Below are 12,655 nucleotides of genomic sequence, written 5' to 3'. Positions count from 1 at the left end.
CCATCATTTAAATAACTTTATTCCCGAATTATTAGCCGCAACTTCAACAAAACGTCTTAAAATTTATCGTACTTTACTAAAAGTTATCGCTCACAAGGCTGTTCCTGACCGTCCTGCTAGAAACGAAGCACGAGTCCGTAAACGCCGCCCGAAAGCTTATCCCTTAATGACCAAACCTCGGCACGAATTACGAAAGCAGTTGCAAACTGCTTAATACACAAGCGTTTTGGCTTTTCTTAGTGCCATTCGGCTCAAAACCCATAATCCTGATTGGAGTCAGGAGCTAGAAGCTCATCTTAGGGAGGAGCAACAAAAGCTCAGACAGCAGGATCGTGGTTTTAGTCTGTGAGCCATGCCGAGTAGACCGAACTCGTTGCTGCCGAGGCGAGGCTTTAGTTTTTACTAGCTGGGCAGTTAAGAGAGCAGTTTTTTGAAGTACATTTGCAACATGAAAGTATTATATATTCTCAATAAAAGCTGAGTTATTGAGAATGAGCCAGTTTGATAAAAGTGGCTAAAAGGTAGTTGGTGTATGTATTAGACACCAATTTTTGAGTTAAAGCGATGTTCTAAATAGCAGACATTTTGTACTGAATAGTCAAAGTTCCTTGACAGCTATAACAGTTAAAAGCGTGTATAAGCTGTGCAAAATAGCAGACATTTTGCACAGGAATCGGGGTTTTAGGTGCAAAATGTCTGCTATTTGTAACTGTGACTAATCAGACAATTTCACTACTTAAAACAAGTTTCATCTCTATTAACAAGCGTGGAGATTGTAAAAGGAACAATTTCTATTCAGGCATGAAGAAAAAAAAATCGGATGTTAAGTGGGCTGGGTTAAGTGAATGAAAGAATTATTGAAGCACAATTGCAACACAGTTGTATTATATGTTCTCAATAATTTTGAAGTTATTGAGAATGAATCCTGACTTTTCACGGGATGTGGAAAAGAAATGTGGTTCGCGATTATCAATCGCGAACCAATCAAATGAATTTAAGATGATTTGCGCTCTTTAATGTAAGGTGCTGGTAGTTTAAACCTTTTGGGTGCAATGAAATTACTAGAAGCAAATCCGTACCGTAATTGTGATTTGGGTGACAAGCGCTTAACCGACAGAGCAGTGTTAATTGCGGAGGCTTTAAAAGTAAAATATGGTCATCCTCTATCAGAAATATTTCAAAGCGCTAGTGACCTCAAACGCGGTTACGAATTTTTTTCTAACCCTAAAACTACTTTTAACAAATTGACTCAACCATCTTTTAAACAAACGGCACAAGAGATTTATGGCATACCAATAGTATTAGCGGTAGGAGATACTACTTATCTGGATTATAAAAAAATCTTAGAAAAAAGAGATGATTATGGTCCTACAGGTAATGGTGGGAACGGACTAATTTTACATAGTTCTTTAGCACTAGATCCAGACTTTGGTCAGCCACTAGGATTATTATGGGAGAAATTGTGGCATCGACAGCACAAAGCATCTCCACCACCAGGGGAAACATCTACAGCTAAAAAAAAGCGATTAAAGAAAGAACGTTTAATCGCCAAAAATAGAGCTTTTAAAGAGAAAGAATCTTATCGATGGGTTGAAGCTTTTCAAAAAGTCAATAAATTATTTAAGGGTTTAGAAATGCCTGATGGTGGACTACTATCAAGAGTGATTCATGTCTTTGACCGTGAAGGAGATATTGCAGAAGTATTCGCACTTCAACGTAAAAATAAAAATACAGGTGTAGTTGTCAGAGCCGCTCACAATCGTTGTTTATCGGGAGAAAGCTCTTATTTATGGGAGTATGTAACATCCTTGGAAGTGCAGTTTATCAAAGAGGTTGAATTACCTGAAACTAAAAAGCGCTCTAAAAGAACTGCAACATTAGAAATCAGATATTGTCCAGTATCAATAAATCCTCCTGTCCGGTTAAAAAAGTCAGGCAATTTTAACGTTTACGCTGTTTATGCAACAGAGATTAATCTGCCAGACGGATGTGAGCCAGTTTCATGGATGTTACTGACAAGTGAGTTAGTTTCGACACAACAAGAGGCGGAACAAATTCTCCGGTGGTATACGTATAGATGGAAAATAGAAGAGTATCACAAAATCTTAAAATCTGGCTGTAAAGCGGAAAGTTATCGCTTGGCAGGTGAGAGTATGTCAACAATGTTGGGTTTCTTAACAGTTATTGCAGCACAATTACTGCGAATGACTTATTTACATCGAAATTCCCCGCACAGTTCAGCCGAATTGGTGTTAACAAAAATACAAATGGATGTGCTACTTGCTAGTACTCCACCCAAACAAAAAAAGCAGATACAGCTTACAGTTGACTGGGCAATTAGAGCAATTGCACGTCTCGGCGGATACTTAGAACATAGGAAGAATAGCCCTATTGGGATACAAGTTTTGTGGCGAGGTTGGTTGGAATTAGAAACCTTGTGCCAAGGTTGGTTGCTACATGAAAATCTAAAATGAATATATTGATTTTAGTTACTCAACAAAGTTATAGAGGAATATGGTTCGCGACAAGCAGTCGCGAATCGCGGAATGTTGATTTTATGCCGAAAGACCGGAAAACTATAGCCCAAGAGGATTTACAATCGCGTATAGACAAAGTTATCGACATGTTGGAGCGTCTTGAACTTGAAGTCGCTGCCATACACAATTCAATGCCTATTGCGCCACCTAGTTGTAGGATAGCTCGTTACCTAGCAAAGGGGCGTAAAGAATTTTATTGGTACTATAAACTACATACTACAACACCAATATTTCCAACTCGGAGTGATGGTAAGCTTTCCAAGTACAAGCATTTAGGTAAGGCTGGTAGTATTGCCTACATAAATGCCATTGAACAAATTACTGCAAGGACTAAAATTGAAGCTTTAGATCGTTCGATTGAGACTCTCAAACAGGGTTTAAAAGATTTAGTCGAAGAAACCTCCAAATATAATAAAGAATAGCGAGTGGTTCGCGATAGTCTATCGCGAACCACTCTTTCTTTTCCACATCCCGTGAAAAGTCAGGAATGAATCCAGCGCTCAAAATTTGCTGTAAGTCATATTCAGTAAGCATTACGCAAGAAAATTTCAATAAATGTCTTATGCTCAACTGGTAGCAGTAGAGCTACTCTATAGCTACCAGTTGGGGAATCATCAAATTTTCAAAAACTCGCTTTTTCATTACTCAACTGGTAGCTGTGTGTCACCAGTTAAGCTACCCAACAGCTACCACTTGGGCAAGGTATTTAGAACTACTATTTTAATACTTATAATCTACATGAATCCTATGTAATAAGTGGTGTTTACAGGATAGCTTTGGTGTAACTCACAAGTGGAGTGCAGCTTTTTGGTTACAAATGTAGTATAAAGTAATATGAAAAAGTAGAGTTTTGCTCAAAATGTGTTTCTAAGCAATAATTTGGCTTTAGATGACGCACAAATACTCATTTTTGATCCAAAAGGTGTGAGCGTCAGTTGTCAGCAAAACAGAAATTCTCCGCCTAAATACTCCCTATTGCTACCCGCAATACTCATTTTTGTATCAAGTATTCTTATTGTGTCTAGGCAGACATTACTGTACTGAAGATAATTTCAAGGTCAGGTTTGCTCAAAAGAAAAATAATTGCACCTAGTGGGCGAACTTGGAATGAAATTCTTATTGAACAGCAGCAGCAGCAAGAAATGCTTAAGCAGAAGCAACGCTCTAGGGGTTTTAGTCGGTAATAAGAGCGTTGACCCGACGAACTCGTGACCGCTTCGCTCTCAGAGTCGGTGGCTCTTACGGGCAGGGAGATTACTGGTTGGGCCAACTAGATCCTGCAAGCCCGCAAGAGCCACTTCGCTGCGCCGACTCCGAGCCACGAGTTCTTAAATCCTGGTTATATGACATCAAGGGGGAGTTTGGAAAGGATAATATTAATTGATGCTGGTGCGGGGTAGGTTATGACTGAATCAGAATTGCTGGTGCGTTATGCTGCTGGGGAAAGAGATTTCAGCCGCCAATACTGTGCAACTTCCTTGCTCGGTCGCGGCTATTTAAGAATTAAATCTGCAAAGTGTGATGTAAGTGTCCCTGTCCAGAATCCGTCAATTTCAGTCCATCCTTCTTTTAATGTAAGCATTCTCTTCTTTGGCAATGAATTTTCATACGTGAACCTAACTTGATATTTACCAGGCTGACTGTACCAGAAAATCCAAATACCTCCATAAATGGCATTGCCTAAAAGCCGTAGATAATTTTCGTGATACCAATTAAATTTGGCATCCATTAAAAAATCCAACCTTTCTCCAGGACTGATTAGCGGGATATCTGATTCTTCTGCCTCCCTTGTTGCATTTTTATTTAAAGACATTTGCATTGTCCTGCCATAAGGATCTAAGATTTCTGGCAAAACATAAGGCAAGTCAAAGTGATAGGGTATTGATGCTTGATTAGTAATGCGAACTCCAAATTGAACAGGGATTTCCTCTCCGTATTTAGGGAGACGCACTATATTGTTAGGCATTATGGTTTCAAAGCAGATTTCATCTACTCCAATAACATTGGGATTGTTGGATTCACCAGATGACATATTAACTATCCTCTTGGGGTAGCATTAATTTTATTCAAAGAAAGGAAGCTACGAAGCATTGGTGGCGATCGCTCTTTTATGTCGTTTTTTGTGGGAAAGCCGACATTATTTTGCTGATATTCTAAAGGTTTCTGAACAAACATCAACCAAATTTATTAAGAGGACAGCGATGAGCGTCTCTGTCTCTGTTGCTTTACATGATGGTCGTATTATTGGCTATTCCCCTTTGAAGTGGGATGATCCATCAATGGGTTTCCTTTCAGGATTATTTACGCCAACATCAAACTATGAGTCTGTAGCTCATGTGTTTCAGTTTCTCACTGAAAATCCGTACAATACTTTACATAAAAATGATTTATGGGATAGTCATTATAAATTGCTTCAGGAAATGGGGCTTCAATTACTTGATTGTCAACGCAATCAAATTACAGATGTTAAAGAAATCCATATTGATGATTATTCGCGTGAATTTTTAGATAAAGATGCACAGGAGCTTGTAGAGCTTGTAGTACGTATTAGAGATGGACAATATTGGGAGATGTATTTGCCAAGGTAAGCCACTTCGCCGACCTGCCCACGGGACAACTAGCCGAAGCCCAAATTATCAAATACGATTCATTGGGTCGGTGAATTTGTAGTTGTCACTCATCCCCTAGTAATGCTTCAAGCTTGTTTAAAAGGTTTACTAACTGCTTTTGCTTTCTAGGTTCTTTCCAAAGCTGACGCTTTTTAATGCGCTGGGTGATATTTTGAAGGCGGTCTGGTATTTGGTTAGATCCTTTAGACGAGGATGCTTGTTCATCATCAGTCCAATCTGTGATTTTTTCTTTGATTTGGCTTAAAGACCAATAGTTAGCTATCGCTTCGGATAAAAGTTTTTTTCGGATTTCATTATTTCTTACCGGGTGAACGAAAAAAGGTGTGGGAGAGTAGTTAGCGGATTGGATACGCTAACATAGCTTTTGATACCATGCAACCAAACTACCCATGAAGAACCTCCAATCAATTCTGTCTCACATTCATGACACACTCAATTCCTTACCGGAGTGGAACCATTTAGAAGAATTTGTGCGCGAATTCCACAGTATGTGGCTAAAATTAGGAAACTTTGTGCAACAAAGCTTATTTCAAGCCAAAATAGAAGAAAAAGAAGCCCAATACGACCATCCTAGAACTAAACGAGAAAAAAGATATTACACTCCATTAGGTGAAATAGTTCTTGTACGTAGAGCTTACGTTACAAGAGATGGTATTAAGGTCAAGGTTGATGAAGAGTTAGGGCTACCAAAAGATAAATGGCTACCAATGGTATTAGAATTAGCCTGCGCTTTGGGAATCAGTAGTGAGTTTCCTAACTCTCACTCCTTGTTTCAAAAATGGACAACGTTAGAGTTAGCAGAAAAAACTTTAGCTAATCAAGTAGAAAAGATCGGAAATGAACTACAAACACAAGAGTTCGATGGAGAATGTTTGCCAGACACTTCTTCAGAGTTTGAAGTCCCTAATTTAGAGGATGAGCAACCAGATTTATTATATGTGGGAGTTGATGGAGTCATGACTCCCTTGAATCAAAAACAAGGATATAAAGAAGCAAAAGTTGGTGTAATTTTCTGGAGTAAAGACCATCAAAAAGTTGGTAAAAAAAGAGGTGTCATACGTCAAAGGGAATATGTAGCTACTTTAAAGTCCCGAACAGAATTTAGGAATAGAGTATCTCAGTTATATCATCAAATAGCAGGTAAAAAACCCACAAAAACCGTATTTCTTGGTGATGGCGCACATTGGATTTGGTCGATGGCATCAGAACAATTTCCAGGGGCAGTGGAAATTCTCGACTTTTTTCATCTCTCAGAATATGTGTGGGCAGTGGCAAAAGCAGCGTATCCAAATAAAGAAGATACTCAAAAGGATTGGGTAAAAACTCAACAACAATTACTAAAGAAATCTGAATGGACTACAGTAATTGAAAATTGTCATCAATTCCCACAAAAGAAGAAAGATTTAACCAAATCGATTACTGATTTAGAGCGTTATTTAACTAATAATCAGAGTCGAATTGATTATCGCTCCTATTTAAAAGCTGGTTTAATGATTGGTTCAGGAGTTGTTGAAAGTTCCAATCGGCGTGTGGTTACTCAAAGATTAAAACAGGCAGGTATGCATTGGTCTTCTTTTGGAGCCGAAGGAGTTATGGCTCTCAGGGCAGCATATTTAAGTAACTCAACGCGATGGTCAAGTTTTTGGTCATCCAAATCTTACAATCACAGTAAGTTAGCGTAAGATTCACGCTAACTTTGGACTTTTAAGGTTGTATTTAATAGTGGTCAAAACAAGAGAACAGAGTCTTTCAGATTTAGCACACAGAATAGAACTTTTAATTGCCAAAAGAGAAGAAATCAACCAAGAAATCTCTACTCTTAACAAGAGTGATGTAGCTTTTTCTGGTTGTTGGATTGTTCGTTACCGCGCCAAAGGTAAGGGCGGAGCTTATTGGTATTACAAGTGGCAATCATCTGAACCTATCTTTGTTACCAAAAATGGTAACAAAAGTTGTCATCAATATATTGGTAAAGCAGGTAGTCCAGCTTTCTTAAAAGCAGTTGAGATGATGAAAAATCGGACAAAAATCGAAGCGTTAAACCAGGTGCTTCATACACTAGAGCTAGGACTAAATGACCTAGTTGAAGAAGCTGCAAGATATCAAAAATAATCAAAAGTTTGATGAGAGTTAACATCTATATTAGTCAGAGATTAGTTAGCGGAGAGTATACGCTAACTAATCTCTCTTCCCCACGCTTTTTTTCGTTCACCCTTTCTTACCCGCGCCAAGACTTGTGCTTTGGTGTATTCCAGTTGACCTCCTCGCAGTGCCATTAAAATTTCTTCGGGCAGATTGAGCAAAGGTAAGCGTGTGGTAATGAACGATAGCCAATTCATGAGTCCCAGGCTCTCAAACACCTGTTGTACCGTGTTTGATTGTTCTTCATCTGGGTTAGGAGAAACGTTTTTACTAGATTCAGTTTCATCGGCTAAATGGTCAGAAATGTTGTCCTCAGATTGCGGATTATCTGGGTTAGGAGAAACGCTTTTACTAGATTCATTTTTCTCGGCTAAATGGTCAGAAACGTTGTCCCCAGCTTGTGGATTATCGGGGTTAGGAAAAACGTTTTTACTAGATTCATTTAATGAGGATTTTGAGGGCTGTTCCCCCTTACTGTGAACGTTTTTCATTCGATACAGCAAGGATTTGACGGCTTCTACATCGCAATGCAGCCGGATTGCCAACAGGTGCAAGATACCTTCAGTTTCTTCAACGGGGTTAAGGTCTTCTCGTTGCAGGTTTTCAATCAAAGCCAACTGAAACGCTTGGTCATCAGATAGCTCACGCACAACTACAGGCGCGACTTCAAGTTTAGCTTCCTGCCCTGCCCGATAGCGTCGTTCTCCTGCTACTAATTCGTATTTCCCTCCACCTAGTGGACGCACCAACAAAGGTTGGAGGATGCCATGCTGCTTGACTGACGAGACTAATTCTTTTAATGCTTGTGGGTCAAAGTATCGTCGGGGCTGGTGTCGAGGCAGAACTATATCTGAGAGTTTGATAGTAGTTTCGGTTGCGGCTGGCAACTCGCCATCTGGTGAGGATAACCAAGGTGCAGGGGGTGGAGTTGTAATTTGACCCCCAAAGGGTTTGTCTGTTTGTTTGCGTCGGATCATAAAGCCTCCAAAGCCTTGGTGATTTCTTCAAGAATAGCGACTACAGGATGTTTCGGGTCAAATACTGCTAGGGGCGCACGTTCTTCTGACGCATCGACAAAAGCGGTAGCTCTGGGGATGGGTGGGAAAATACGACCCCAAGCGGAAAGTTGTTCTTGGATGGCTGCTAATGCTCGTTTATCGGCTGAGTTTTGGTTGGCATACCGCGTAGGAACAAACCCTGCTATTTGGATTTTGCGGTTGGCTTTATTTTTTACGTGGGTGATAGTTTGTAATAGTTCGTCTGTTCCCTCAAAGGCTTTTATATGGGTTTCAACGGGAACGAGTACGTGTGTGGCCGCGACTAAGGCGATATAGGAAAGCAATCCTAAGCTGGGGGGACAATCTATAAGAATGAAGTCGTATTCATTTAGAACAGATTCAACGGCTTCCTTAAGCCGCAACTCGCGCATCGCAGCACTGACTAACTGCATTTCGGCTCCACTTAGGACTCGGCTTGCTGGAACCAAGTCCATGCCGTGAATGCCCTCATGAATCGGTAAGGGCTGCTCGTCGATAATGGCATCAGCAACAGTTTTTTGTAACTGAGATGGCACTAGCCCCATGAATTTGGTTAAGCTTGCTTGGGGGTCTATGTCGATGAGGAGAACACGATGTTTTCGTCGCGCTAGGTGGTATCCCAGGTTTTGGGTTAGTGTTGATTTGGCGACACCACCCGCCTGGTTAAACAGGGCGATAATGCGGCAAAGATGGTCAGAAGTTGACACTGGGTTTCGTTCCTAGAAGATACGATGATCTTTGGTCAATCGGCTCGGTTTTAGTTTCCAGTTTATTGAAGTGTATCAGAAGAAGAGATAAGTATTCGGCAGAGAATGTGTTTTTTGTGTTGACACCAGGGCGAGATGTGGGGATTCCTGATGAGGTGGAGGATGGGGTGAGCTTACAATGGCATTAGGTGAGCAAATGCGAGAAGGACAATTGTTGGATGAGGAGATTAAAAAGCAATTCTTAAAGGTTGGATTTATCGTTAGTGATGAGTTGGTTGATTTTTAAGGAGATTAATATGACTCAAGTTATCTTGAAAAGGCTCAATCCCATCGTTATAGAAAAACTCAAACATCTTGCTCAGAGTCATCAACGGACTTTAGAAGAAGAAATCACATCTATCCTTGAGGATGTAACAGAAAATACGCCTATAATTACATCTAAAAGTAGGGACTGGTCGCCTGGTTTTTTTGAGCAGACTTGTGGCAGTTGGCAGGGGGAATTGTTAGTTAGAGAGCCTCAGCCAGAAGCACAGGAACGAGAGCCGTTATTATGAGTTATTTGTTAGATACTAATGCCTGCATTCGGTATCTTAATTCTAGTAATAATCCGGTTTTTTTTCGCTTAAATTTACTACCACCAGATGATGTTTTTCTTTGTGATATTGTCAAATTTGAGCTTTATTACGGAGCTTATAAAAGTTCTAATAGAGACAAAAATTTAGCTACTTTAAAGATATTTTTTGATGAATTTGTTAGCTTACCTTTTGATGGTCAAGCGGCAGATATTTGTGGTTATATTCGTTCGGAATTGAATAAAAAGGGAACACCAATTGGTGTTTATGATTTACAAATCGCTTCAATTGCTCTTGCTAATAACTTGGTGTTGGTCACTCATAATGTGGGAGAGTTTAGCCGAATAGAAGGGTTGCAATATGAGGATTGGGAGATTGTGCTATGACGTTACAATGCACTGAAAATCATTAAAAGAATGATGAAGTCAGATCCAGAATTACAAGAGATGGTTAGAGAATCATCAATAAATCCTCAAGTATCTTGAAATTAAAGGCCAGCATCCCTATTTCTAGGAGGTGGGCATGAAATAGGCAACCATTTCTTTTGTCCAAAATCAGGACGATAACAACCTGAGTCTGGTTTTGAACCAATCACTAGTAAACCAAGAGGTTCTGAAATTATCTGAACCATAAAGTTTATACTGATGACAAGAAATAAACAGCCAATGGCAAATTGCGTCAAAGTTGATGCTATAGGTTTTCTTCTAATATCAGATATTGCAGACCAAATTATTTCTAAACCGAAGTAGCAAAGAGCAAGGAGTATAGTTATGGGCAGCACTACAAAAAAATTCGTCATCAGTTTCAAAAGATTCTTGCCGTCCAAGCCAAACACACTTAATATGAACTCTAATAATACGCCAGTGCTGAAACTAAACACCCCGAAACCAATAAGAACGGCTAGCAGATTCCATGAATTCCAACCTAAACCTTTTGACGAAACTGATTCGTCATGCTTCTTAGGGTTGTAGAAAACATTAAGTACTTGCCCAACAGGATATAGCTGCGAAGTCGCTGCCTCTGCCTCTGCGGCAGTGGCAAATCCTCCTTTTGCAAATCTTCCTTCTCCAACTCCCTCGGAGGTATATTTAATCCCATCAACGACATAAGTATAAATAACTATATAAGAATAACGTCTAATTTCGTTATCGCGCGTACCAGTATTATATGAATTTACCCTGTGATTATTAACCAGCGCCTGAGTAACAACCCACTTCCTGCTTTGGTAGCCTATCCGTAAATTCTCAAACGAGGATACCATTATGCTGAGGCCAATCGTCCAAAACATAAGCATCGATATCCAAGACATGATTGAAAATATAATGTTCATCTCATTCTTAAACTCATGTCAATAATACAGCCAACTCCAATTAGTAATTTCGCTGTTTGAGATTTTTAATTCCAGTCCAGTTTTATCAAGAAAGGCAGAGGGCAGGAGGCTCAGTTGGCAGAAGGGAATTCTGATTCCTGCCCTCTGCCCGTGACCGTAGGGAACAAGGGTTTAAGACCCCCACCAAATTTTTAATTTGGTGGCTCCTATTCAGGAGGGGTCTGAATCCCCTTCTGAATAGAACCTTCTGCCTTCTGCCCTCTGCCTTCTGCCTTCTTCAACTCACCGCATCACTGATCTCAAACTGAGCTTCCTGTAAACTCTGGTTCAAAAGTCCAAAGCAGAGATCGCGTTTTGCTTCTGCTTCTCGGTTACACCGCGCATACCTGGGAACATTACCCCCCTGACGCAGCCTCTACCTCTAACACCGAGTCGAATAATTACAAAGAGCGTTTTACTGCTGCGACTACCAAACTAAGAAAGTCCCGTATTTGGTCAGACTCGAAGAAGCGCAAGCTTCTAGAAAAACTGCTCTCCCAACTGGAGGCACTGACAAGTGTTGAGTAACTGACGGTGCAGCAAAGGGTTAGCCTGCGTTGATTAATCCGATGAGGAAAATGAACCAAGCGATAATAATCGAGATAGGAATCCCATAGCTTGGAATTCTTCCCAAAATACTTGATGTAGAAGTGCCAAAAGCTTGCGAATAGTCCAAATAGTCCCAATTCTGTTTGCATCTTGTTTTGATACTTTTAATCGATAGATGAGCAGCATGAACTCCAATCAAAGCTAAAAACGCTACAACAATTCCGATAGTCGGTATCACATTTCTAAACACTATACGTATCGCCTGCTCTGTATTCTTATTGGCAACTAGAGCATTTGTGGCAAAAAGAAAGCCTTGAAATGTAAGCATCCAGGAGATTCGGTTATTGATTAGGCTTAGTTCTCTTTCGAGTTGTCGCACAGCGATCTCGTAAAACTCCTTAGCGGATAATATTTTTTCTTGTTGCATATAGCTCTAACCATTTGCTTATATTCGAGATGTTTAAACCTTTTTTCTCCAAGGGTCGAACGCTCATCAGGTGCTGATGTCTAAAAATTTCAGCATAAGCTTTGTGAACTTTCTTACAATACACCCCTACTTTTAAAACATCCTCTAACTATGAATATTCATTTTGAGATAAGCAAATTCCAGAAATTTTGCTAATTTTAATAACTCAGAATTCCTAAAGATGGCTTCACGGATTTTTTATTAGAAATTGGGTGCTTCCAATCCTCCTTTAATGTCGAGATAGCCATATAACCCGATCAGAAGCGAACCAACACTAAAACCCAATCACAGAAACAGCTTTTCGCTTCTGCTCTGGCGTGACCTCGCTTATAACGCTGCAACGTCTTGGGGTCACTGTGACCAGAGATTTCTTGAATAGTTCAAGGGAGGTATCCCGGCGCTCGACATCTGCGTGAGGGCAGTTCGCCTAAACGAGTGGGTGCTGACTCCCTAACAGAAATGTCGGTATAGATCATTTTCTATATATTATTCAAAAATCCAAAGCAGAGATAGCATTTTGGGGTTTTTTGCATTAACCCCCGAAAAGGGGGATTCTAGAATTTGTTGTTGAATGGTACTTCACTCTTTTGATTAGTACGCGAACGGTGAAAGCTAGTCAGGGTGAAGAGTATCACTATTTCTTAGA

12 protein-coding genes and 2 pseudogenes are annotated in these 12,655 nt (G+C 40.1%); 8 read left to right on the top strand and 6 right to left on the bottom strand.

The window, feature by feature from the left end; translation table 11 throughout:
* The 3 genes and pseudogenes from CDG79_RS35550 to CDG79_RS35540 all read left to right on the top strand — a co-directional run.
* Positions 1 to 214: pseudogene (locus CDG79_RS35550) on the top strand (IS4 family transposase); the annotation flags it as partial.
* 838 nt (positions 215 to 1,052) lie between these two features.
* Positions 1,053 to 2,474, top strand: a complete 1,422-nt coding sequence (locus CDG79_RS35545) for an IS4 family transposase (RefSeq protein WP_094346299.1) — start codon at positions 1,053 to 1,055, stop codon at positions 2,472 to 2,474.
* 83 nt (positions 2,475 to 2,557) lie between these two features.
* Positions 2,558 to 2,959, top strand: coding sequence for a hypothetical protein (locus CDG79_RS35540; protein ID WP_094346301.1), 402 nt, complete (start codon positions 2,558 to 2,560; stop codon positions 2,957 to 2,959).
* A 1,070-nt stretch (positions 2,960 to 4,029) separates the two neighbouring features.
* On the opposite strand, the gene CDG79_RS35535 is transcribed toward CDG79_RS35540, so the two are convergent.
* Entirely contained in the window at positions 4,030 to 4,569 is a 540-nt protein-coding gene (locus CDG79_RS35535; protein ID WP_094346298.1) for a hypothetical protein, read from the bottom strand.
* Positions 4,570 to 4,630: 61 nt separating this feature from the next.
* Between CDG79_RS35535 and CDG79_RS35530 the strand changes: the two genes are divergently transcribed.
* The 3 genes from CDG79_RS35530 (at position 4,631) to CDG79_RS35515 (ending at position 7,279) form a co-directional block, all read left to right on the top strand.
* On the top strand, positions 4,631 to 5,125 hold the full coding sequence (locus CDG79_RS35530; protein ID WP_094346297.1) for a hypothetical protein: 495 nt from the start codon (positions 4,631 to 4,633) through the stop codon (positions 5,123 to 5,125).
* Positions 5,126 to 5,556: 431 nt separating this feature from the next.
* Positions 5,557 to 6,849 carry an ISKra4 family transposase gene (locus tag CDG79_RS35520; protein ID WP_094346296.1) on the top strand — a complete coding sequence of 431 codons (1,293 nt, stop codon included), beginning with the start codon at positions 5,557 to 5,559 and terminating at the stop codon, positions 6,847 to 6,849.
* 40 nt (positions 6,850 to 6,889) lie between these two features.
* Positions 6,890 to 7,279 (top strand): hypothetical protein, encoded by a 390-nt coding sequence (locus CDG79_RS35515; protein WP_094346295.1) that lies wholly within the window; start codon positions 6,890 to 6,892, stop codon positions 7,277 to 7,279.
* Positions 7,280 to 7,341: 62 nt separating this feature from the next.
* On the opposite strand, the gene CDG79_RS35510 is transcribed toward CDG79_RS35515, so the two are convergent.
* A complete protein-coding gene (locus CDG79_RS35510; protein WP_223278539.1) occupies positions 7,342 to 8,286 on the bottom strand; it encodes a ParB/RepB/Spo0J family partition protein in 945 nt (314 codons plus the stop codon).
* On the bottom strand, positions 8,283 to 9,053 hold the full coding sequence (locus CDG79_RS35505) for a ParA family protein (protein WP_094346294.1): 771 nt from the start codon (positions 9,051 to 9,053) through the stop codon (positions 8,283 to 8,285). Before CDG79_RS35505 ends, CDG79_RS35510 begins: the two co-directional genes overlap by 4 nt.
* 296 nt (positions 9,054 to 9,349) lie before the next feature.
* Between CDG79_RS35505 and CDG79_RS35500 the strand changes: the two genes are divergently transcribed.
* Both CDG79_RS35500 and CDG79_RS35495 read left to right on the top strand, forming a co-directional pair.
* On the top strand, positions 9,350 to 9,607 hold the full coding sequence (locus tag CDG79_RS35500; RefSeq protein ID WP_143855675.1) for a hypothetical protein: 258 nt from the start codon (positions 9,350 to 9,352) through the stop codon (positions 9,605 to 9,607).
* Entirely contained in the window at positions 9,604 to 10,011 is a 408-nt protein-coding gene (locus CDG79_RS35495) for a type II toxin-antitoxin system VapC family toxin (protein ID WP_094346292.1), read from the top strand. The genes CDG79_RS35500 and CDG79_RS35495 overlap by 4 nt, the downstream gene beginning before the upstream one ends.
* A gap of 101 nt (positions 10,012 to 10,112) precedes the next feature.
* On the opposite strand, the gene CDG79_RS35485 is transcribed toward CDG79_RS35495, so the two are convergent.
* From CDG79_RS35485 to CDG79_RS44420, 3 genes and pseudogenes are all read right to left on the bottom strand, one after another.
* Entirely contained in the window at positions 10,113 to 10,955 is an 843-nt protein-coding gene (locus tag CDG79_RS35485; RefSeq protein WP_094346291.1) for a DUF3592 domain-containing protein, read from the bottom strand.
* Between the two features lie 586 nt (positions 10,956 to 11,541).
* Positions 11,542 to 11,970 carry a hypothetical protein gene (locus tag CDG79_RS35475; RefSeq protein ID WP_094346289.1) on the bottom strand — a complete coding sequence of 143 codons (429 nt, stop codon included), beginning with the start codon at positions 11,968 to 11,970 and terminating at the stop codon, positions 11,542 to 11,544.
* A gap of 313 nt (positions 11,971 to 12,283) precedes the next feature.
* Positions 12,284 to 12,459 (bottom strand): annotated as a pseudogene (locus CDG79_RS44420) (tyrosine-type recombinase/integrase); the annotation flags it as partial.
* Between the last annotated feature and the right edge of the window lie 196 nt (positions 12,460 to 12,655).

The sequence above is a fragment of the Nostoc sp. 'Peltigera membranacea cyanobiont' 232 genome, assembly GCF_002245985.1.
GTDB lineage: Bacteria > Cyanobacteriota > Cyanobacteriia > Cyanobacteriales > Nostocaceae > Nostoc.
The sequence above is the reverse complement of the archived record's forward strand: the minus strand, read 5'-3'. Positions and strand labels throughout refer to the sequence as shown.